General features: G+C 72.2%; 17 protein-coding genes. 4 read left to right on the top strand and 13 right to left on the bottom strand.

Annotated features, from left to right (window positions below; all coding sequences use genetic code 11):
* Positions 1 to 95: 95 nt before the first annotated feature.
* The 13 genes from ACZ6K0_RS30285 to rsmH form a co-directional block, all read right to left on the bottom strand.
* A complete protein-coding gene (locus ACZ6K0_RS30285; protein WP_469228309.1) occupies positions 96 to 815 on the bottom strand; it encodes a YggS family pyridoxal phosphate-dependent enzyme in 720 nt (239 codons plus the stop codon).
* Positions 812 to 1552 carry a peptidoglycan editing factor PgeF gene (pgeF, locus tag ACZ6K0_RS30280; protein ID WP_469228312.1) on the bottom strand — a complete coding sequence of 247 codons (741 nt, stop codon included), beginning with the start codon at positions 1550 to 1552 and terminating at the stop codon, positions 812 to 814. The genes ACZ6K0_RS30285 and pgeF overlap by 4 nt, the downstream gene beginning before the upstream one ends.
* Positions 1549 to 2763: a cell division protein FtsZ gene (gene ftsZ / locus ACZ6K0_RS30275; RefSeq protein ID WP_376395378.1), complete on the bottom strand. Its 1215-nt coding sequence runs from the start codon at positions 2761 to 2763 to the stop codon at positions 1549 to 1551. The genes pgeF and ftsZ overlap by 4 nt, the downstream gene beginning before the upstream one ends.
* Positions 2764 to 3044: 281 nt before the next feature.
* Positions 3045 to 3848: a cell division protein FtsQ/DivIB gene (locus ACZ6K0_RS30270; protein ID WP_469228314.1), complete on the bottom strand. Its 804-nt coding sequence runs from the start codon at positions 3846 to 3848 to the stop codon at positions 3045 to 3047.
* Between the two features lie 20 nt (positions 3849 to 3868).
* Positions 3869 to 4963 (bottom strand): undecaprenyldiphospho-muramoylpentapeptide beta-N-acetylglucosaminyltransferase, encoded by a 1095-nt coding sequence (murG, locus tag ACZ6K0_RS30265; RefSeq protein WP_024757246.1) that lies wholly within the window; start codon positions 4961 to 4963, stop codon positions 3869 to 3871.
* Between the two features lie 6 nt (positions 4964 to 4969).
* Positions 4970 to 6310: a putative lipid II flippase FtsW gene (gene ftsW / locus ACZ6K0_RS30260; protein ID WP_024757247.1), complete on the bottom strand. Its 1341-nt coding sequence runs from the start codon at positions 6308 to 6310 to the stop codon at positions 4970 to 4972.
* Positions 6311 to 6365: 55 nt separating this feature from the next.
* Positions 6366 to 7805 carry a UDP-N-acetylmuramoyl-L-alanine--D-glutamate ligase gene (gene murD / locus ACZ6K0_RS30255; RefSeq protein ID WP_376395385.1) on the bottom strand — a complete coding sequence of 480 codons (1440 nt, stop codon included), beginning with the start codon at positions 7803 to 7805 and terminating at the stop codon, positions 6366 to 6368.
* Positions 7787 to 8857, bottom strand: coding sequence for a phospho-N-acetylmuramoyl-pentapeptide-transferase (gene mraY / locus ACZ6K0_RS30250; protein WP_376395388.1), 1071 nt, complete (start codon positions 8855 to 8857; stop codon positions 7787 to 7789). The genes murD and mraY overlap by 19 nt, the downstream gene beginning before the upstream one ends.
* Positions 8854 to 10278 (bottom strand): UDP-N-acetylmuramoyl-tripeptide--D-alanyl-D-alanine ligase, encoded by a 1425-nt coding sequence (locus ACZ6K0_RS30245; protein ID WP_376395391.1) that lies wholly within the window; start codon positions 10276 to 10278, stop codon positions 8854 to 8856. The genes mraY and ACZ6K0_RS30245 overlap by 4 nt, the downstream gene beginning before the upstream one ends.
* Before the next feature lie 4 nt (positions 10279 to 10282).
* On the bottom strand, positions 10283 to 11980 hold the full coding sequence (locus ACZ6K0_RS30240; protein ID WP_469228317.1) for a UDP-N-acetylmuramoyl-L-alanyl-D-glutamate--2,6-diaminopimelate ligase: 1698 nt from the start codon (positions 11978 to 11980) through the stop codon (positions 10283 to 10285).
* A gap of 16 nt (positions 11981 to 11996) precedes the next feature.
* Entirely contained in the window at positions 11997 to 13988 is a 1992-nt protein-coding gene (locus ACZ6K0_RS30235) for a peptidoglycan D,D-transpeptidase FtsI family protein (RefSeq protein WP_469228319.1), read from the bottom strand.
* A 7-nt stretch (positions 13989 to 13995) separates the two neighbouring features.
* Positions 13996 to 14592, bottom strand: coding sequence for a cell division protein FtsL (gene ftsL / locus ACZ6K0_RS30230; protein ID WP_469228321.1), 597 nt, complete (start codon positions 14590 to 14592; stop codon positions 13996 to 13998).
* Complete coding sequence (rsmH, locus tag ACZ6K0_RS30225) at positions 14589 to 15545, bottom strand: 16S rRNA (cytosine(1402)-N(4))-methyltransferase RsmH (protein ID WP_376395402.1); 957 nt, start codon at positions 15543 to 15545, stop codon at positions 14589 to 14591. Before rsmH ends, ftsL begins: the two co-directional genes overlap by 4 nt.
* A 373-nt stretch (positions 15546 to 15918) precedes the next feature.
* Here rsmH and ACZ6K0_RS30220 point away from each other — a divergent pair, with 373 nt between their 5' ends.
* The 4 genes from ACZ6K0_RS30220 to ACZ6K0_RS30205 all read left to right on the top strand — a co-directional run bounded on the left by ACZ6K0_RS30220 (position 15919) and on the right by ACZ6K0_RS30205 (position 21452).
* Positions 15919 to 16458 carry a beta-class carbonic anhydrase gene (locus ACZ6K0_RS30220; RefSeq protein WP_376395404.1) on the top strand — a complete coding sequence of 180 codons (540 nt, stop codon included), beginning with the start codon at positions 15919 to 15921 and terminating at the stop codon, positions 16456 to 16458.
* 202 nt (positions 16459 to 16660) lie between these two features.
* On the top strand, positions 16661 to 17680 hold the full coding sequence (locus ACZ6K0_RS30215) for an AAA family ATPase (RefSeq protein WP_376395406.1): 1020 nt from the start codon (positions 16661 to 16663) through the stop codon (positions 17678 to 17680).
* Positions 17680 to 19029 carry a DUF58 domain-containing protein gene (locus tag ACZ6K0_RS30210; RefSeq protein ID WP_376395409.1) on the top strand — a complete coding sequence of 450 codons (1350 nt, stop codon included), beginning with the start codon at positions 17680 to 17682 and terminating at the stop codon, positions 19027 to 19029. The genes ACZ6K0_RS30215 and ACZ6K0_RS30210 overlap by 1 nt, the downstream gene beginning before the upstream one ends.
* Positions 19026 to 21452, top strand: a complete 2427-nt coding sequence (locus ACZ6K0_RS30205; protein ID WP_469228323.1) for a transglutaminase TgpA family protein — start codon at positions 19026 to 19028, stop codon at positions 21450 to 21452. Before ACZ6K0_RS30210 ends, ACZ6K0_RS30205 begins: the two co-directional genes overlap by 4 nt.
* Positions 21453 to 21521: the final 69 nt, after the last annotated feature.

Genomic DNA, 21521 nt, shown 5'->3' with positions numbered 1-21521 from the left:
GTCGCAGCGTCACCGAGTGCCCGCGATCCACGGGCCACCCCGCTGTTCTGCGGAATGACCATATTTTCTGCTGTGGTCCGACTTGCTTCGCGACGTTACCCGAGCTTCGGGCGGACACCGAGTACCGCCGTACCGACGCGTACGTGTGTCGCCCCGGCAGCGACGGCCTCCTCAAGGTCCGCACTCATCCCTGCTGACACCATGTTCGCAGCCGGACGGGTCGCGCGCAGGGCAGTCGACAAATCCATCAACCGGTCGAAGGCGGCGCGTTGTCTGCCCGCGTACGGACCGGAGAGCGGCGCCACGGTCATCAGACCGTCGAACCGCAGACCGGGAGCGGCGTCCACCGCGGCCGCCAACTCCTCGACCCCCTCGGGAGAGACGCCGCCACGGGCGCCGCGCTCCCCGGACTCGGCGTCGAGCGCGACCTGGAGCAGACAGCCGAGCGTGCGCCCCTCCTTCTCCGCGGCCGCGGAGAGAGAGGAAACGAGCTTCAAGCGGTCGACGGATTGCACCACATCGGCATAACCCACCACGGATCGGACCTTGTTGGTCTGCAACTGGCCCACGAAGTGCCAGGTCAGATCAAGGTCGGCACACGCGGCGGCCTTGGGGGCGGCGTCCTGGTCCCGGTTCTCGGCGACGTGCCGCACGCCCAGTTCGTGCAGCATGCGCACATCGCTCGCGGGGTAGGTCTTGGTGACCACGATGAGGGTCACCTCCTCCCGCGCGCGCCCGGCGGCGGCGCAGGCGGCGGCGATGCGCTCCTCCACCCGGGAGAGATTCTCGGCGAGTTGCGACTTCCGGTCCGTCATGTCTCTTCCTGGGTCAACCAGACATATCCCGCGAGTCGCCCGGTGGTGCGGTCGCGGCGGTACGAGTAGTGGTCACCGGATTCCCGGGTGCAGACCGCACTGGCCTGCCGGTCCGTGACGCCGAGCCGTTCGAGCTGGGCGTGCACCCCGGCGGTGACGTCGACGGCGGGAGTGCCCCAGCCGGTCTCGGCCCAGGCGGCGGGTTCGGTCTCCGCGACCTCGGCGCGCATCGCCTCCGGCACCTCGTAGCACCGCCCGCAGACGGCGGGGCCGGTGCGGGCGACGATCCGGGCGGGGTCGGCGCCGAGACCGATCATGGCCTCGACGGCTGCGGGGACGATCCCCGCGACCATTCCGGGCCGCCCGGCGTGGGCGGCGGAGACGATCCCGGCGACGGGATCGGCGAGCAGGACCGGGACGCAGTCCGCGGTGAGGACGGCGAGGGCGAGGCCGCGGGCCGCGGTCACCAGGCCGTCGACCGCGGGGACGACCCCGGTGGTCCACGGTCCCTCGACCTCGGCCACGTCCGCGCCGTGCACCTGGTTCATCCAGACGACGCGGGCCGGGTCGAGCCCGAGGGCGCCGGCGGCCAGCGCCCGGTTGGTCCGGACGGCCTCGGGGTCGTCCCCGACCGCGCCGCCGAGGTTGAGCTCCTCGTACGGAACGGCGCTCACCCCGCCCCACCTGTCGGTGAAGGCGAAGTGCGCGCCGTTCGCGTCGAAGTACTGCCCTATCACTTCAGGAAGTCCGGGACGTCCAGCTCTTCGGCCTGGGAGTCCGCGTACGGACGGGCCGGCGGGACGACCGGCGGGGCCGGCGTCAGCGGGGTCTCGTTGACGGCCGGGGCGGGCTCGACCGGGACGGAGACCTGCTCCTCGCGGGGGGCCACCGTGCCGAGTCCGCCCATCGGGCGGGACGGCTCGCTGATGCGGGGCGCCGGAGCCGGCTCCTCGCGCTTGGCCGAGACCGAGCCGATGATGTTGTCCCGGCGGGCCGGCGGCTGGCCGCCGTCGAAGCCGGCCGCGATGACCGTGACCCGGACCTCGTCACCGAGGGCGTCGTCGATGACCGCACCGAAGATGATGTTGGCCTCGGGGTGCGCCGCCTCGCTGACCAGCTGCGCGGCCTCGTTGATCTCGAAGAGACCGAGGTCGCTGCCGCCGGAGATGGAGAGCAGCACCCCGCGGGCGCCGTCGATGGAGGCCTCCAGGAGCGGCGAGGAGATCGCCATCTCCGCGGCGGCCACCGCGCGGTCGTCGCCACGGGCGGAGCCGATGCCCATGAGGGCGGATCCGGCCTCGGACATGACCGACTTGACGTCGGCGAAGTCGAGGTTGATCAGACCCGGGGTGGTGATGAGGTCGGTGATGCCCTGGACGCCGCTCAGCAGCACCTGGTCGGCCGACTTGAACGCATCGAGCACGGAGACCTGACGGTCCGAGATCGACAGCAGTCGGTCGTTCGGGATGACGATGAGGGTGTCGACCTCTTCGCGGAGCTCGGCGATGCCGTCCTCCGCCTGGTTGGCGCGGCGCCGGCCCTCGAAGGTGAAGGGTCGGGTGACCACACCGATCGTCAGGGCGCCGAGCGAGCGCGCGATGTTGGCGACGACGGGTGCGCCGCCGGTGCCGGTGCCGCCGCCTTCGCCGGCGGTGACGAAGACCATGTCGGCCCCCTTGAGGACCTCCTCGATCTCCTCACGGTGGTCCTCTGCCGCCTTGCGACCGACGGCCGGGTTGGCCCCGGCGCCAAGGCCCCGGGTGAGTTCACGACCGACGTCGAGCTTGACGTCGGCGTCGCTCATCAACAGCGCTTGCGCGTCGGTGTTGATCGCGATGAACTCGACGCCCTTGAGGCCGACCTCGATCATTCGGTTGATGGCATTGACACCACCGCCGCCGACACCGATGACCTTGATGACTGCGAGGTAGTTCTGCGGTGCTGCCACGTCGAAGGCCTCTCGCCTCGAGTTACGTGTCGCCGCTACGCGGTGGTTGGTCGCGCTGCGACGACGGATGCCGATTGGGGCGGTCCGGAACGCCGACCCAAACCCTAACGTTGAAGTTTAGGGTTACCAGTGTCGCTGTTCGCTGGACTCTTCCGAACAGGACACTAAGTCGACAAGCGGCGCACGTTCAACGAACACGCCGAACCTCCCGTTTTTCTTTTCACCCTATGTGATCACCCGGAGCGCTGGCGAACCAGGGTGCTGGCCAGCGGCGATGTCCGTCAACTCCCGGACGACGCGGGCGCCGTGGGGGCACTTACATCGAAGTGCCCCGCTTTGGGCGTCGCCTTCATGAGAGCGGTCAGCACCCGGGCTTTCACCGGACCGTGTTCCGCGCTCCCCCAGAAGACGGTGCGCCCCTTGGTCAGCTCCAGAGTGACGGAGTCGTACGAGGTGACGCGGACGACACGAGTGTTCCGGGCGATTTCCTCCGGGAGTTCACCCCTGACGCGGACCGCCTCGCCCAGCAGCCGGTCCGCGTCGAAGCGGCGCAGGCTGGGCGAGGAGGCGGCGTCGAGGACGAGCCGGGGGACGCCCCGGGGGGCGGTGTCGACGGTGGCGAACCGGACGCCGGTCGCGTCCACTTCGATGAACTTCGTGCCCTTTTCCAGCAGGAGTACGGGCTTCCGTTCTGTCACTTTCAGACCGATTCCGTGCGGCCAGGACCGCACGACGTCGACGGATTCGATGCGCGGGAGCTGCTGCCGGAGCCGCGCTTCGATCACCTCGGTGTCGACGGAGACGAGCGGCGCCCCCGTCGGAACGGCGGCGACCTTCTCGACCTCACCGGGGGTCAGAACCCTTGTGCCGGAAGTCTTCACACGTTCTACACGGAACCAGGTCGATCCGTACAGCGCCCAGATCACCCCGGCCGTGAGGGCGACGACGCCGAGCGCGACGAGGAGCACACGGGGGGCGGGCACCCGGAACCGCTGATTCCGGGCGCCCGTGCGGGACGGCCGCTCCGGCGACCCCTTCGGCTTCTTCGCGCCGCTCTTCTCGGCGGTCGTCGATCCGGCTGCCACGCTTCCGCCTTCCGCCGCCGCTACGCCTGTCGGCGGGCGGCGATCGCCTCGTACACCATGCCGACGAGCAGGTCGTCGGCGTCCCGGCGGCCGAACTCGGCGGCCGCACGGGACATCTCGTACAACCGGTGCGGATCGGCCAGTACGGGCAGGACGTTGCCCTGCACCCACTGCGGCGTCAGCTCCGCGTCGTCGACGAGGAGTCCACCGCCGGCCTTGACCACCGGCTGGGCGTTGAGCCGCTGTTCACCGTTGCCGATGGGCAGCGGGACGTAGGCGGCCGGCAGCCCGACGGCGGAGAGCTCGGCGACGGTCATCGCGCCCGCGCGGCAGAGCATCATGTCGGCAGCGGCGTACGCGAGATCCATCCGGTCCACGTACGGTACCGGCACGTACGGCGGCATACCGGGCATGTTGTCGACGCGCGGCATTTCGTTCTTCGGGCCCACCGCGTGCAGGATCTGGATGCCCGAGCGCTGGAGCACCGGGGCGATCTGCTGGACGACCTCGTTGAGCCGCCGGGCGCCCTGCGAGCCGCCCGAGACGAGCAGCGTCGGCAGGTTCGGGTCGAGCCCGAAGGCGGCGCGCGCCTCGGGACGCACGCGCGCCCGGTCGAGGGTCGCGATGGTGTGCCGCAGCGGGATGCCGATGTAGCGGGCGTTGCGGAGCTTGCTGTCCGGGGTGGCGACGGCGACCCCGGCCGCGTACCGCGAGCCGATCTTGTTGGCGAGCCCTGGCCGGGCGTTGGCCTCGTGGACCACGATCGGCACCCCGAGCCGCTTGGCCGCGAGATAGCCGGGCAGCGCCACGTAGCCGCCGAAGCCGACCACGCAGTCCGCCTTCGTCCGCTCCAGGATCTGCTCGGCGGCCTTGATGGTGCCGCGGAGCCGCCCGGGAACGGTGATCAGCTCGGGGGTGGGCTTACGGGGCAGCGGTACGGCGGGGATGAGCGCCAACTCGTAGCCCCGCTCGGGCACGAGCCGGGTCTCCAGACCCTTTTCCGTGCCCAGCGCTGTGATCCCCACGCTGGGGTCCTGCCTGCGCAGGGCGTCCGCGAGGGCCAGCGCCGGCTCGATGTGGCCGGCGGTCCCCCCGCCGGCGAGTACGACATGCACCGAAATTCACCGCTCTCCGGACGGGCGCTTCTTGACGCGCCGTCGCATCGACTTCCATCTCACCCCGGCCCGCTTGCCCCAGCCGGGGCGGCGCATGGCCAGGGCCGCTTTCGCGGCGGGTTCCTGTCGCGCGAAGGCGATGAGGAGCCCGACGGCGAACATGGTCGGCAGCAGGGCCGACCCCCCGTACGAGAACAGCGGGAGCGGGACTCCGGCGATCGGCAGCAAGCCGAGCACCGCACCGATGTTGATCACGGCCTGCGCCGTGATCCAGGTGGTCACGCCTCCCGCGGCGTACCTCACGAAGGGGTCCTCCGTGCGTCCGGCCACGCGGATACCCGCATAGCCTAGAGCCGCGAACAGGGCGAGTACCGACAGCGTCCCCGCGAGGCCCAGTTCCTCACCGGTGACCGCGAAGATGAAGTCGGTGTGCGCTTCGGGGAGTTGGCCCCATTTCTCCACACTGGCACCGAGCCCGGAACCGAACCATCCGCCCGAGGCCAGAGCATAGATTCCGTGCGCGGCCTGGAGACAGGGGGCTCCCTCGCCACCGGGGTCGGTCGCGCCGATGCAGTCGAAGCGCTTCATCCGGTTGTCACTCGTCTTGATCAGCAGCACACCGATCGCGCCGGCGACGGAGAGCACTCCGACGAAGAGCCGGGTGGGGGCGCCGGCCGTCCACAGCAGACCGAAGAGGATCGCGGCGAGGATGATCGAGGTGCCCATGTCGCCGCCGAGCATGATCAGTCCGAGCAGCATGAAGGCCACGGGGACCAGCGGCACGAGCATGTGCTTCCACTGGGACAGCAGCCGCATGTCCTGCTTGCGGGCGAGCAGGTCGGCCCCCCACAGGATCAGCGCCAGCTTGCCGAACTCGCTGGGCTGGAGCTGGAAGGGGCCGCCGAGCGAGATCCAGTTCTGGTTGCCGTTGACCGAGTGCCCTATCCCGGGGATCTGCACGAGCACCATCAGGAAGACGGCGCCGACCAGGATCGGGTAGGCGAGCGCCCGGTGCAGTTTCACCGGCATCCGGGAGGCGGCCAGGAGCAGTCCGGTGCCCAGGAGCGCGGCGAAGAACTGCTTCCGGAAGAAGTAGGAGGGCACCAGGTCGTAGCGGAGGGCCGTGATCATCGAGGCGGAGAAGACCATCACCAGGCCGAGCATGGTGATGAGCAGGGCGGCACCGATGATCACGTAGTACGCCGTGAGGGGCCGGTCCCAGGCCTTCAGCGCCCGCTCGTACAGCCGCCGTACGCCCCCGCCGCGCGGTCGCCGCGGGGTCGCTGGCGCCCGCCCTCCGCCGCGTACGGCGGAAGGCCGGCGTGTCCCGGCGATCTTGCTCGGCATGGTCGCTGCCCCCTCCAGTCGTGCCCGGTCCGGCCGGACCCTCCCACTGGTCAGGTCAGGCGTCCCCGGTGGTGGCGAGGGCGCGGACAGCGTCCGCGAAGGCCTCGCCCCGCTTGTTGTAGTTGGTGAACATGTCCATCGAGGCGCAGGCCGGGGCGAGGAGCACCGTGTCCCCCGGGCGGGCCAGCCGGGCCGCCTCCCGGACCGCCTCGGACATCGCCCCAGTGTCGGTCCGGCCGAGGTCCACCACGGGTACTTCCGGGGCGTGTCGCGCCAGGGCTTCGCGGATCAGCGCGCGGTCGGCGCCGATCAGGACGGCCCCGCGCAAGCGCTTCGCCGACTTCTGGACGAGCTCGTCGAAGGTCGCGCCCTTGGCGAGGCCGCCGGCGATCCAGACGATCGGGTCGTAGGCCGCCAACGAGGCTTCCGCGGCATGGGTGTTGGTGGCCTTGGAGTCGTCGACGTACGTGACGCCCTCGATCTCCTCGACGAGTTCGATGCGGTGCGGGTCCGGCCGGAAGGCCTTCAGCCCGTCCCGTACGGCCGTCGCGGAGACGCCGAAGGCGCGGGCGAGGGCGGCCGCGGCGAGCGCGTTGGCGATGTTGTGCGGGGCCGGCGGCTGGACGTCGGCGACCTCGGCGAGTTCCTGGGCGTTCTTCTGCCGGTTCTCGACGAAGGCCCGGTCGACGAGGATGCCCTCGACGACGCCCAGTTCGGACGGGCCGGGGGTGCCGAGGGTGAAGCCGATGGCGCGGCAGCCCTCCTCGACGTCGGCCTCGACGACCAGGTCCTCGGTCGCCTTGTCGGCGACGTTGTAGACGCAGGCGACCTGGTTGCCCTCGTAGACGCGGCCCTTGTCGGCGGCGTACGCCTCCATCGAGCCGTGCCAGTCGAGGTGGTCCGGCGCCAGGTTGAGGACGGCGGCCGAGTGGACGCGGACGGACGGCGCCCAGTGGAGCTGGTAGCTGGAGAGCTCGACAGCGAGCACGTCGTACGGCTCCTCGCCGAGGACGGCGTCGAGGAGCGAGACCCCGATGTTGCCGACGGCGGCGGTCCGCAGACCGGCCGCCTCCAGGATCGAGGCGAGCATCCGCACGGTCGTGGTCTTGCCGTTGGTGCCGGTGACCGCGAGCCACGGAGCGGCGTCGGGGCCGCGCAGGCGCCAGGCCAGTTCGACGTCGCCCCAGACCTCGACGCCCGCCTCGGCGGCGGCCGCGAAGAGCGGCTTGTCGGGCCGCCAGCCGGGGGTGGTGACGATCAGCTCGGTGCCGGTCGGCAGGGTGGCCCCGTCGCCGAGGCGGACGGTGACGCCCTCCGCCTCCAGGTCGGCGGCCTGCGCCCGGGAGCGCTCGTCGTCGCCGTCGTTGACGACGGTCACGACCGCGCCCAGGCCGTGCAGCACCCGGGCGGCCGGAATCCCGGAGACGCCGAGCCCCGCGACGGTGACCTTCTTGCCGTTCCAGTCGAGCTGTTCTGTCACTTCTCCGATGCCCATCCCGCGTAGAAGAGGCCCAGGCCCACGATCACGCACATGCCCTGGATGATCCAGAACCGGACGACGACCAGGACCTCGGACCACCCCTTGAGTTCGAAGTGGTGCTGGAGTGGCGCCATCCGGAAGACGCGCTTGCCGGTCATCTTGAACGAACCGACCTGGATGACCACGGACATCGTGATCAGCACGAACAGGCCGCCGAGCAGGGCCAGCAGGAGCTCCGTACGGGAGCAGATGGCGAGACCGGCCAGCGCGCCGCCGAGGGCCAGCGAGCCGGTGTCGCCCATGAAGATCTTGGCGGGCGAGGTGTTCCACCACAGGAAGCCGAAGCAGGAGCCCATGAGGGCGGACGCGACGACGGCGAGGTCGAGCGGGTCGCGCACCTCGAAACAGGCGTTGGGGTTGGTCAGCGTCACCGCGTTCGCACAGGACTCCTGGAACTGCCAGAGCCCGATGAAGGTGTACGCGCCGAAGACCATCACCGAGGCGCCGGTGGCCAGGCCGTCCAGACCGTCCGTCAGGTTCACGCCGTTGGACATGGCCAGGATCATGAAGAGCGCCCAGACCACGAACAGCACCGGGCCGAGGGCCCAGCCGAAGTCCGTGATGAAGGAGAGCTTCGTGGAGGCGGGCGTGAGCCCGCGCAGATCCGCGAACTGCAGCGACAGCACCGCGAAGGCGATGCCGACGATCAGCTGGCCGGCCATCTTCGCCTTGGCCCGCAGGCCCAGCGAACGCTGCTTGACGATCTTGATGTAGTCGTCGAGGAAGCCGACCAGGCCCATGCCGGCCATGAGGAACAGCACCAGGACGCCCGAGTACGTCGGGTCCTCGCCGGTGATGACCTTGGCCAGGGCGTACGCGATGAGCGTGGCCAGGATGAAGGAGATGCCGCCCATGGTGGGCGTGCCCTTCTTCCCGGCGTGGCCGCGCGGGCCGTCGTCCCGGATGAACTGCCCGTACCCCTTGCGGGCAAGGAGCTTGATCAGCAGCGGGGTACCGATCAGGGTCAGGAAGAGCCCGATGGCCCCCGCGAAGAGGATCTGCCTCATCGTCCGGCGACCTCGCCCTCGGTGTCGAGGAGGGCCAGCGCGACCCGTTCGAGACCGACCGACCTGGAAGCCTTCACAAGGACGACGTCCCCCGGGCGCAGCTCACTGCGCAACAGGTCGACAGCCGCCTGCGCGTCGGACACGTGCACCGACTCCTCACCCCACGAACCCTCGTTATATGCGCCCAGTTGCAGCCAGGACGCTTCCCTGTCCCCGACCGCGACGAGCTTGCTGACGTTGAGCCGGACGGCGAGCCGTCCGACCGCGTCGTGCTCGACGAGCGATGCGTCACCGAGCTCGGCCATCTTGCCGAGCACCGCCCACGTACGAGCCCCTCGGGCCTGTGCGGCCCGCCCCATGGACGCGAGCGCGCGCAGGGCGGCTCGCATGGACTCGGGGTTCGCGTTGTAGGCGTCGTTGACGATCGTCACGCCGTCCGGACGCTCGGTGACCTCCATGCGCCAGCGCGACAGGGTGCCGGCCTCGGAGAGCGCGGTGGCGATCTCTTCGACAGGCATGCCCAGCTCGTGCGCGACGGCGGCCGCGGCGAGCGCGTTCGACACGTGGTGCTCACCGTACAGGCGCAAGGTCACGTCGCTGCACCCGGTGGGTGTGTGAAGCCTGAAAGAAGGCTGTCCGTTCTCTGTGAGGAGGACGTTCTCGGCCCGTACGGCCGCTTCGTCCGCTTCGCCGAAGAGGATCACGCGGGCCTTGGTGCGGCTCGCCATCGCGCGGACGAGGGGATCGTCGGCGTTGAGGACCGCGATCCCGCCCTCCTCGGCGGACGGCAGGGCCTCGACGAGCTCGCCCTTGGCCTCGGCGATCTGCTCACGGCCGCCGAACTCGCCGATGTGGGCGGTGCCCACGTTGAGGACGAGGCCGATGCGGGGCGGGGTGAGGCCGGTGAGGTACCGGATGTGCCCGATGCCGCGGGCGCCCATCTCCAGGACGAGGTGCCGGGTCTCGTCGCTCGCGCGGAGCGCGGTGAGCGGCAGGCCGATCTCGTTGTTGAGGGAGCCCGGCGTCCACACGGTGGGCGCGTGCCGGTCGAGGACCTGGGCGATCAGGTCCTTCGTGGAGGTCTTGCCGGCGGAGCCGGTGAGGGCGACGACGTCGGTGCCGAGCCGTTCGACGACCGCGCGGGCGAGGGCCCCCAGCGCGGTCTGCACGTCGTCCACGACGATCGCGGGGACGCCGACGGGCCGGGCGGCGAGCACGGCCGCCGCGCCCGCCTCGACGGCGCGCTCCGCGTAGTCGTGGCCGTCGACGTGCTCACCGGCGAAGGCGACGAAGAGGCTGCCGGGCCGCACCTCGCGGGAGTCGATGACGACGGGCCCGGCGACCCGGGCGGCCTGATCCGGTATGTCGTGCGGCTGCCCGCCGACGATTTCGGCGATCTCGGCGAGGGAGAGGGCGATCACTGCTTCATCCCTGACTGTTCGGGTGGCTGTCTGTGTCCTTGCCGCCCCCCAGGGCGACCCGGCCGTGCTGTTCGAGGATCGCCGCGCGGAGGACCTGGCGGTCGTCGAAGGGGCGTACGACCCCGGCGATCTCCTGGCCCTGCTCGTGGCCCTTGCCCGCGACGAGGACGGTGTCCCCTGGCTGCGCGCGGGCCACGGCGGCGGCGATGGCGGCGGCGCGGTCGGCGAGGACGAGGACCTCGCCGCGCTCCTGCGCGGGGACCTCCGCGGCGCCCGCGAGCATCGCGGAGAGGATCACGAGCGGATCCTCGGAGCGGGGGTTGTCGGAGGTCAGGACGGCGGTGTCGGCGAGCCGGGCCGTCGCGGCGCCCATCGGGCCGCGCTTGGTGGTGTCCCGGTCGCCGCCGCAGCCGATGACCACGTGCAGCTTGCCCTCGGTGACCTCGCGCAGGGAGCGCAGGACCGATTCGACGGCGTCCGTCTTGTGGGCGTAGTCGACGACCGCGAGGTACGGCTGGCCGGCCTCGACCCGCTCCAGGCGGCCGGGGACGCCGGGGACGGCGGCGATGCCGTCGGCGGCGCTCTTCGCCTCCAGGCCCGCGGTGGCGAGCGTGGCGATCGCGGCGAGGGTGTTGGCGACGTTGAACGGGCCGGGCAGCGGGGCGGTGGCGGAGATCCGCTCGCCCTGCGGGCCGACGGCGGTGAACGTCGAGTCGTGGGAGCCGAGGACGAGGTCCTCGGCGCGCCAGTCGGCGTCCGCGCGGCCCTCGGCGGAGAAGGTGACGACCGGGACGGTCGCCTCCTTCGCGAGCCTGCGGCCGTACGCGTCGTCCAGGTTCACGACGCCGAGCCTGCTGCGCTCGGGGGTGAAGAGCGCGGCCTTGGCCCGGAAGTAGTCCTCCATGTCGGAGTGGAACTCCATGTGCTCCGGGCTGAGGTTGTTGAAGACGGCGACGTCGAAGACGCAGCCGTCGACCCGGCCGAGCACGAGGGCGTGGCTGGAGACCTCCATGGCGACCGCCTCGACGCCCCGCTCGCGCATGACGGCGAAGAGCGCCTGGAGGTCGGTGGCCTCGGGGGTGGTGCGCTCCGACTTGATGCGTTCGTCGCCGATGCGCATCTCGACGGTGCCGACGAGACCGGTGCTCCGTCCGGCGCCGCGCAGGCCGCCCTCGACGAGGTAGGCCGTGGTGGTCTTGCCGGAGGTGCCGGTGATGCCGATCTGGAGGAGGTCGGCGCCGGGCCGTCCGTAGATCTCGGCGGCGAGCTCGCCCATCCGGCCGCGGGGGTTCTCAACGACGAGGACCGGCAGGCCGGTCGCGGCGGCGCGCTCGGCGCCCGCCGGGTCGGTGAGGACCGCGGCGGCTCCGAGTCCGGCGGCCTGGGCGACGAAGTCGGCGCCGTGGGCGCGGGCGCCGGGCAGGGCCGCGTACACGTCCCCGGGGCGTACGGCCCGGGAGTCGTGCGTGATGCCCGTGATGGAGACGGGGCCGGCGCCGGGGGTGTCGACGCCCAGCTGTGCGGCCAGGTCGCCCAGGGGTGTCGGGCGGGCCTGCTGCGGCCGGGGCGGGGTGGTTCGGTACTGATCAGCGTGTGGCACGGCGGTGAGCGTACCGGGCGCACCCTGTGCGGGGCCAAAAGAGCCCGGGGCGTCGCCGGAGTTCGATTTCCGGTTCCCGGAATGGGGGGTGATCGTTGTCACTGGTGCTCCCGGAGGGTCACGGGGTGCGGTCGGAGAAGACCGGCAGTCGGGCGGGCTCGCTGCCCGTGGGGGCGACGTGGAGGGTCTTGAGGGCGAACTCCATGACCTTCTTGTAGATGGGTCCGCAGATCTGGCCGCCGAAGTAGCTGCCCTTGGTGGGGTTCTGGATGGCGCAGTAGACGGTGATCTGAGGGTTGTCGGCGGGGGCGAAGCCGGCGAAGGAGGCGGTGTACCCCTTGTAGCGGCCGAGTTCGGGGTCGACGCGGTTGGCGGTGCCGGTCTTGCCCGCGACGCGGTAGCCGGGGATCGCGGCCCTGGTGCCGGTGCCCTCCCGGTCGTCGACGACGGACTCCAGCATCTGGGCGAGGGTCTTGGCGGTCTTCTCGCTGACGACCCGGGACTCCTGGGGCGCGGGGGCCGCGGCGAAGCGCCCGTCTGGCCCCTTGGTGCCGCGTACGAGGGTCGGTTCGATCCGTACGCCTCCGTTGGCGATGGTCGAGTACACGGAGGCGGCCTGCATGGCGCTGACGGAGAGGCCCTGGCCGAAGGGGATCGTGTACTGCTGCGAGGTGGACCAGTCCTCGGGCTTGGCGAGGATGCCGGGGGTCTCGCCCGGGAAGTCCAGACCGGTGGGACTGCCCATCCCGAACTTGCGCAGATAGGTGTGAAGGACCCGGTTGGACTCGGCCTGGGTGTCGCCGAGCCGGCCGGTGGCGAGGATCGTGCCGATGTTGCTGGACTTGGCGAGGACGCCGTTGAGGGTCAGGTGCCAGGTCTTGTGGTCGATGTCGTCCTTGAAGAGCCGGTCGCCGCGGTGGAGCCGGTTGGGGACGGTGACATGGGTGTCGGGGGTCGCCTTGCCCTCCTCCAGGACGGCGGCCATGGACATGACCTTGCTGGTGGAGCCGGGCTCGTAGGCGTCCTGGAGGGCGGCGTTGCCCATGGAGGCCGCGTTGGCGGCGGACAGGTCGTTGGGGTCGAAGCCGGGGGCGTTGGCCATGGCGAGGACCTCGCCCGTCCTCGTGTTCTGCACGACGACGTACCCGCGGTCGGCCTTGGACTTCTTCACCTGCTCGGTGATGGCCTGCTGGGCGGCCCACTGGATGTCCCGGTCGATGGTGAGCTCGATGTCGGAGCCGGGGACGGCGGGGGTGCCCTGGGAGCCGGCGGTGGGCACCTGGCGGCCGCCGGACTCGGTGAAGCGGATCTTGCCGTCCTTGCCGGCGAGCTCCGGGTCGAGCATGGACTCCACGCCGCCGGCGCCCCGGCCCTCGGCGTTGACGTACCCCAGTATCCCGGCGGCGAGCTCGCCGTTCGGGTACACGCGCTTGGTGCTGGGCTCGCTGAGGATGCCGCCGAGCAGATTGACGCCGGTGCCGCCGGTGGCGCGCGACTTCTCCCCGTAGACCTTCTTGAGGTCCTTGAGCTGGTTCCAGACCTGCGGGGTCTGCTTGCGGGCGAGCAGGGTGTAGCGGGACTTGGGGGTACGGAGCTTCTTCGCGAGCTCGGCGGGCTCCTTGTCCAGGATCGGGGCGAGGAGGGCCGCGGCCTGCTCGGGCGCGTCGGGGACCTTGGACTCCTCGGGCGTGAAGAGCTTGGGGTCGGCGGTGATGTCGTACGCGTCGACGCTGGCGGCGAGCGCGACGCCGTTGCGGTCGGTGATCTCGCCCCGCTCGGCGGAGAGCGTGTAGTCCTGGAAGCGGTACTTGTCGGCCTTGGCGGCGTACGCGCTGGCGTCGACGGCCTGGACCTGGAGCAGCCGGACCACGAAGACCAGCATGACGAGGGTCAGGCCGAGGGAGATCAGCCGGAGCCGGGGCCGGGGGCTGCCGAGCCGGATGACGCGGGGCTTCCGGGCCGGGGGCCGGGGGCCGGAGCGCTTCGCGGCGGGGCGCGGCGCGGGCCGCGAGGCGGGCCGGGACGGGCGGGCTCCGGCGGAGGCGGGCCGGGGGCGGGCGGGCCTGGCGGGTCCGGGCACGCGGCGGCGGGGGGGCTCCTGGGAGGGCACTGCTCGGTCACCTGCCGGAGGTCGGTTGTACGGGGGTGGCTGCGGTTGCCGAGGGCGTGGGTCCGGGCGCTGTCCGTGCCCGGTCGCCGCCGGTGGGGCCCGGGCCGGTGGCACCCGCGCCGGTGGGGCTGGTGCCGGTCGCGTTCGTGCTGGTGTTCGCCGGTGGCTTCGGGGAGTCGGCGGAGGCGGGCGGCGCGGTCTTCGTCCGGGCCTTCGGGGTGGGCGTCGGCGTCGGGGAGGCCGCGGCGGTGGGCTCGCCGAGCACCTTGCCGTCCGGGCCGAGGAAGGCGGGGCTGCCGCCCGGGACCATGCCGAGCTCGCGGGCCCGCCGCTCCAGGGCGTCGGGGGCCGCGTAGTCGTCCACGTCCCGCTGGAGCGCCTGTTCCTCGTCGGTGAGCTCGGTGGTCCTGTCCTTGAGCTCGCGCAGCTTGAAGGAGCCCTGGTTGAGGGCCGAGTTCAGCAGGAGGAGGGCGATGAGCCCGCCGCCGAGGAGCACGAAGACGAGCAGGACGAAGGGGGTGCGGGCGGCCGAGCTGGGCCCGGACGGCATGAGCCGTCCGAGTCGCGCGGCCCGCCCTTTGAGGGGCCCCTTCGCCGTGCTCACAGCACGTCCTCCCGGATGCGCTGCGCGCCGCGGAGCCGGGCGGGCGCGGCGCGCCGGTTCTCGGCGACCTCTTCCTCGGTGGGGAGCTCGGCGCCCCGGGTGAGCAGCTGGAGGCGCGGCTGGTACTTCTCCGGGACCACGGGGAGTCCGGGGGGCGCGGTGGTCGTGGCGCCGGCGGCGAAGACCTGCTTGACGATGCGGTCTTCCAGCGACTGGTACGAGAGGACGGCGACGCGGCCGCCGACGGCGAGGGCCTTCACGGCCGCCGGGATCGCCTTCTCGACGCTGTCGAGCTCCCGGTTGACCTCGATGCGCAGGGCCTGGAAGGTCCGCTTGGCCGGGTTGCCGCCGGTGCGCTTGGCCGCCTGGGGCAGGGCGTCGCGGATGAGTTCGACGAGCCGGGCGCTGTTGGAGAAGGGTTCCTTCTCGCGTTCGCGCACGACCGCGGAGACGATCCGCTTGGCCTGCTTCTCCTCGCCGTAGGCGCGCAGGATGCGGACCAGCTCGCCGGGCGGGTAGGTGTTGAGGACCTCGGCCGCACTGATGCCGGTCGTCTGGTCCATGCGCATGTCGAGTGGAGCGTCCTGCGCGTAGGCGAAGCCGCGGTCGGCCTCGTCCAGCTGCATGGAGGAGACGCCCAGGTCGAAGAGGACGCCGTCCACCTTGGGGATGCCGAGCCGGTCGAGGACCTCGGGCAGCTCGTCGTACACGGCGTGGACGAGCGTGGCGCGCTCTCCGAAGGGGGCGAGTCGCTCGCCGGAGAGGCGCAGGGCCTCCTTGTCCCGGTCGAGGGCGACGAGCCGCACCTCGGGGAAGCGCCGGAGCAGGGCCTCGCTGTGGCCGCCGAGGCCCAGGGTGCAGTCGACGACGACCGCGCCGGGGCGTTCCAGTGCGGGGGCCAACATGTCCAGGCACCGCTGGAGCATCACCGGGACGTGTCGGTCGTTGCTCAATGCGCCCTCTCAGATCCGGCGCGGTGGTACGTACCGCCGGGCTCTCGCTCCGCACCGGCTGCCGCGCGAGCGGGAGGAGCGCGAGCGGGAGGGAGTCGATCCGTAGGTACCGCCGCACACACGGGGGAGAAACCGCGGAAATCGCTCGATGTCTCCGTGAACTTCGCGTCACTTTAGTCCACGGGACCCGCCGGTCAATCAACCGGCTGGCGCGTCGCACGGAGCCGGCGGACCCGGGGGACATTCCGGACGGCTCACCCGTTCGGGGCCGCGCTTCCCCCACCTGTGGGTTAGCTCACAACAAGGCTCATTGACGTTCTTTGTCCGCTCTCACAGCAGGACCGGCGGCCCTGTGCCCGTTAACGTCGGAACCATGTCGACATCCGCGCACCCCTCTGCCGACGCCATACGCACCGCCGGCACGGTCACCGACCGTCTCGTCGAGGCGAACGAGCGCTACGCCTCCGACTTCACCGACCCGGGAATGGACGCGCGGCCCGTGCTGCGCGTCGCCGTCGTCGCCTGTATGGACGCCCGTCTCGACCTGCACGCCGCCCTGGGTCTCGAACTCGGCGACTGTCACACCATCCGCAACGCGGGCGGTGTGGTCACCGACGACGTGATCCGGTCCCTCACGATCAGCCAGCGCGCCCTCGGCACGCGCAGCGTCATGCTGGTCCACCACACGAACTGCGGTCTCGAGTCGCTCACCGAGGACTTCCGGCACGAGCTGGAGGACGAGGTCGGACAGCGTCCGGCCTGGGCCGTCGAGGCCTTCCGCGACGTCGACCAGGACGTCCGGCAGTCGATGCAGCGGGTGCGGACCTCCCCCTTCCTGCTGCACTCCGACGACATCCGGGGGTTCGTCTTCGACGTGACGACCGGCCTGCTGCGCGAGATCGACCCGGCCTAGCCGGCTCCGTACGGGCCGGGTCGGCCCGGGCGCCGGGCCGACGACGCCCCGGCATACCGGGTCAAAGCCCGGCACTTCCTCCGCACTTGTCCACCGGCGAGTGACACGACCCGGCCACGCCAACAAGAATGCTCGGGTGACACCCCCCGAAACATCTTCCCGGGGGCAGGTGTCCGTGTTCCGGAAGGCCGAGGAGGGCCGGGTGACGACCTATGACGATCGAGCGAGCCTCACTGATCTGACCACGACCGCGGAGCGTGTCCGCAGGTCGGTGGAGAGTGTGATCGAGGGCAAGCCCGAGGTCGTACGGCTTTCTCTGACCGTGCTGCTCGCCGAGGGGCACCTCCTCATCGAGGATGTCCCCGGCGTCGGCAAGACCATGCTCGCCAAGACGCTGGCGCGGTCCATCGACTGCTCGGTGCGCCGCATCCAGTTCACCCCCGACCTGCTGCCCTCGGACATCACGGGCGTGTCGATCTTCGACCAGCAGCGCCGGGAGTTCGAGTTCAAGCCCGGCGCGATCTTCGCGCAGATCGTGATCGGCGACGAGATCAACCGCGCCTCGCCGAAGACCCAGTCCGCGCTCCTGGAGTCCATGGAGGAGCGGCAGGTCACCGTCGACGGCCAGACCTACGAGCTGCCCAGCCCGTTCATGGTCGTCGCCACCCAGAACCCGGTGGAGATGGAGGGCACCTACCCGCTGCCCGAGGCCCAGCGCGACCGCTTCATGGCCCGCGTCTCCATCGGCTACCCGAGCGCCGAGGCCGAGCTCCAGATGCTCGACGTGCACGGTGCGGCGTCCCCGCTGGACGACCTCCAGCCGGTCGCCCACGCCCACGACATCGTGAAGCTGATCGACGCGGTGCGCGCGGTCCACGTCGCCGACGCCGTCCGCCGGTACGCGGTCGACATCGTCGCCGCCACCCGCACCCACGCCGACCTGCGGCTCGGCGCCTCCCCGCGGGCCACGCTCCACCTGCTGCGGGCCGCCAAGGCCTCCGCGGCGCTCAGCGGCCGCGAGTACGTCCTGCCGGACGACCTCCAGGCGCTCGCCGCCCCCGTCCTCGCCCACCGGCTGCTGCCGACGGCGCAGGCCCAGCTGAACCGGCGTACCGCCGAGCAGGTCGTCCAGGACATCCTGCAGCGCACCCCCGTCCCGGCCACGGCCCCGCCCGCCGGACCGCTCTACGGCCAGCAGCAGCCCGGCGCCCGGCGGCTGTGATGGGAGCCGCTGCCGTACCGGACGGGCAGCGGGGCGACGACGACCGGGGCGGACTGCGGGCCGCCTTCGGCGGTCTCACCACCCGCGGCCGGTCCTTCCTCGCCGCCGGGGTGGCCGCCGCCGTCTGCGCGTACGTCCTCGGCCAGGCCGATCTGCTGCGCGTCGGGCTGCTCCTCGCCGCCCTGCCGCTGATCTGCGTCCTCGTGCTGCACCGCACGCGCTACCGGGTCGCCGCCTCCCGCCGCCTCACCCCGCAGCGGGTGGAGGCGGGCTCCGAGGCCCGGGTCCAGCTCCGGATGGAGAACGTCTCCAAGCTCCCCACCGGGCTGCTCATGCTCCAGGACCACGTGCCGTACATGCTGGGCCCCCGCCCGCGCTTCGTCCTCGACCGGGTCGAGGCGGGCGGGCGGCGCGAGGTGTCCTACCGGGTCCGCTCCGACCTGCGCGGACGCTTCCCGCTCGGCCCGCTCCAGCTCCGGCTCAACGACCCCTTCGGGATGTGCGAGCTGACCCGCTCCTTCAGCGCGTACGACACCCTCACCGTCATCCCGCGCACGGAGGCACTGCCCCCGGTGAAGCTCGCCGGCGAGTCCGCGGGGTACGGCGACGGGCAGCAGCGCTCCCTCGCGCTCGCCGGCGACGACGACGTCATCCCGCGCACGTACCGGCACGGCGACGACCTGCGTCGGGTGCACTGGCGCTCCACCGCCCGCTACGGCGAGCTGATGGTCCGCCGCGAGGAGCAGCCGCAGCGGGCCCGCTGCACGGTGCTCCTCGACACCCGCCGGGTCGCCTACCAGGGCACCGGCCCCGACTCGGCCTTCGAGTGGGCGGTCTCCGGCGCCGCTTCCTCCCTGACCCACATGCTGGAGCGCGGCTACGCGGTCCGGCTGCTCACCGACACCGGCAGCGCGGTGCCCGGCGAGGGCTCCGACGGCTTCGCCGGCTCGGCGCAGGACTCGGCCGACACGGCCGGCCTGCTGATGGACACCCTCGCGATCGTCGACCACTCCGAAGGCGGCGGGCTCTCCCGCGCCTCCGACGTGCTGCGCGGCGGCAACGAAGGACTCCTCATCGCCTTCCTCGGCGACCTCGACGAGGAGCAGGCCGCCCTCACCGCCCGGATGCGCGGGCGGACCGGCGCGGCCGTCGCCTTCGTCCTGGACTCGGGCACCTGGCTGACCGGCGGCGCGATCGGCGGGGCGGTCGAGAACCGCGTACGGCAGCTGCGGGAGGCGGGCTGGACGGCGCTGGCCGTGCCGCCCGGGGCACGGATCGCCGACCTGTGGCAGCAGGCGGCCGGCGCCCGTACGGAATCCGCGTCCGACACCTACGGAGGCTGGTCATGAGCGGCCGCGCACGGCTGACCCTCGCCTCCTGGGGCGCCACCCTGATGGCGGCCGGGGCGCTGCTCCCGCTGGTGAAGCCGGCGACCTGGATCTTCACGGCGGCCTTCGTCCTCGCCCTGGTGAGCGGCGTGGGCACGCTGGCCCGGCGGGTGCCGCTGGCCCGGCCGCTGACCCTGCTCGCGCAGGTGGCGGCCGGCGTCCTCGCGCTGACCCTGTTCTTCGCCCGGGAGCAGGCGGTCCTCTGGCTGATCCCCGGCCCGCAGGCCCTCACGCACGCCGCCGACCTGTTCTCGGCGGGCGCCGAGGACGTCGGCCGGTACGCGATCCCGGCGCCGGACACCGAGGGCATCCGGCTGATGCTCGTCGGCGGGGTCGTCGCGATCGGGCTCCTCGTGGACGCCCTCGCGGTCACCTTCCGCAGGGCGGCCCCGGCCGGTCTTCCGCTGCTCGCCCTGTACTCGGTGGCCGCCGGGCTCTCCGGGGGCGGCGCGGGCTGGCTCTGGTTCCTCCTGGCGGCCTCCGGCTATCTGCTGCTGCTCCTCGCGGAGGGCCGCGACCGGCTCTCCCAGTGGGGCCGGGTCTTCGGCGGCGCCCAGCGTTCCGGCCGGCCGGGTTCGTCGGTCGCGAGCGGCGGTCCCGCCTTCGCCCCGGCGCGTACCGGCCGCCGGATCGGCGTCGTCGCGATGGGCGTCGCCATGGTGGTGCCGCTCGCGCTGCCGGGTCTCTCCGGCGGCCTGTTCGGCGGCGGCAGCGGTGAGGGCGGCCCGGGCACCGGCAAGGGCGGCACCATCACCGCCGTGAACCCGCTGGTCTCCCTCCAGAACAACCTGCGCCAGCCCGAGGACCGGGAGGTCCTCCGCTACCGGACCAACGCCCGCGACACGAGCGGCCTGTACCTGCGGCTCGTCGCCCTCGACCAGTTCGACGGGGCCTCCTGGAAGTCCTCGGTCCGCCCCATCGAGGACGTACCGAAGCAGCTGCCGTGGCCCGAGGGGCTCGGCCAGGACGTCAAGGTCACCGAGGTGACCACCAACTTCGTCGCCTCCGAGGCGTACGAGCAGCGCTGGCTGCCCATGCCGTACCCGGCCGGCCGGGTCGACATCAGCGGGAAGTGGCGCTTCGAACCCGCCGGCCGGATGCTCGTCGGCGACGAGAAGCAGACCACCGGCGGCGTCCGCTACCAGGTCTCCAGCCTGGACGTGCAGCCCACGGCCGGGCAGCTGGCCGCGGCCGGGACCGCCCCGGAGAAGCTGCGCGCCGAGTACACGAAGGTCCCCGCGTCCCTGCCCGCCGACGTGAAGGCGACGGCCCTGGAGGTCACCAAGGGCGCGCGCAACGACTACGAGAAGGCGGTGAAGCTCCAGGACTGGTTCGCCGAGAAGGGGGGCTTCCGCTACGACGTCGACGTGAGCTCCGGCACCGGGGTGCAGGCGATCTCCCGCTTCCTGAAGGACAAGGAGGGCTTCTGCGTCCACTTCTCCTTCTCCATGGCGGCGATGGCCCGCTCGCTCGGCATTCCCGCGCGGGTGGCGGTCGGCTTCATGCCGGGCACGACCCAGACGGACGGCTCCGTCTCGGTGGGCATCCGGGACGCGCACGCCTGGCCCGAGCTGTACTTCGACGGGGCGGGCTGGACGCGGTTCGAGCCGACTCCGTCGCGGGGCTCCACCCCGGCGTACACCCGGCAGGACTCGCCTTCGGGCGCGGCCACGGGTCCCGCGCAGCCCGAGCAGAGCTCCTCGGCGCAGCCGTCGGCCGCGCCGAGCGCCTCGGAGAGCTGCACGCCGCAGATGAAGAAGCTCGGCGACTGCGGTCCTGACGCGGCCGTGGGCGGCGACGTCTCGGACGGTTCCGGGTCGGATCCGCTGACGGTGGTGCTGCTGTCCCTCGGAGCGCTCGTGGTGCTCGCCCTGCCGTTCGGCCCGATGCTCTGGCGGAACCGCGTGCGGGCCCGGCGGCTCGGTGCGGGTGCCGGTCGCGGTCCGGAGGAGCTCGCGGCGCGGACGCTCGCGGTCTGGCAGGAGATCACCGACACGGCCTGGGACTACGGGGTCGAGCCGGACGAGTCGATGACGCCGCGGAAGACGGCGGCGCGCATGGTCCGACTGGGTGAGCTGACGGGCGAACCCGCGGACGCGGTGCACCGCGCGGCCCGTGCGGTGGAGGAAGTGCTCTACGCGCCCCGGCCCGCGCCGGCCGCGGGTCTCGCCGAGGAGGCCACCCGGATCAGGGCCGGTTTCCACGCGAACGCCGACCGCTGGGCGCGCCTGCGGGCCCAGCTGGCCCCGCGCTCGGCCGTCCGCCTCCGCTGGGAGGCCTCGGCGCGCTGGTCGGCCGTGGCGACGGCGTGGTCGCTCCGGCGGCAGGCGCTGGTCTCCCGGACGGCGTCCCTCTTCCGCCGCACCCCGCGCGAGGCGGGCTGACGGGCGGGGCGGGGCCGCCACCCGCGGCCCCGCCCCGCCCCGCCCGTATCCCCCGACACGGGTTGGGGA

Source organism: Streptomyces sp. NPDC042346 (assembly GCF_055581845.1).
This window is presented reverse-complemented; position numbering and strand designations above follow the sequence as displayed.

Excerpts from the sequence above, each read along its gene's own strand:
- ACZ6K0_RS30285 (WP_469228309.1), bottom strand. The coding sequence starts at position 815 with ATGACGGACCGGAAGTCGCAACTCGCCGAGAATCTCTCCCGGGTGGAG.
- ftsW (WP_024757247.1), bottom strand. The coding sequence starts at position 6,310 with ATGCCGAGCAAGATCGCCGGGACACGCCGGCCTTCCGCCGTACGCGGC.
- murD (WP_376395385.1), bottom strand. The coding sequence starts at position 7,805 with ATGGGCATCGGAGAAGTGACAGAACAGCTCGACTGGAACGGCAAGAAG.
- mraY (WP_376395388.1), bottom strand. The coding sequence starts at position 8,857 with ATGAGGCAGATCCTCTTCGCGGGGGCCATCGGGCTCTTCCTGACCCTG.
- ACZ6K0_RS30220 (WP_376395404.1), top strand. The coding sequence starts at position 15,919 with ATGTCGACATCCGCGCACCCCTCTGCCGACGCCATACGCACCGCCGGC.
- ACZ6K0_RS30210 (WP_376395409.1), top strand. The coding sequence starts at position 17,680 with ATGGGAGCCGCTGCCGTACCGGACGGGCAGCGGGGCGACGACGACCGG.
- ACZ6K0_RS30205 (WP_469228323.1), top strand. The coding sequence starts at position 19,026 with ATGAGCGGCCGCGCACGGCTGACCCTCGCCTCCTGGGGCGCCACCCTG.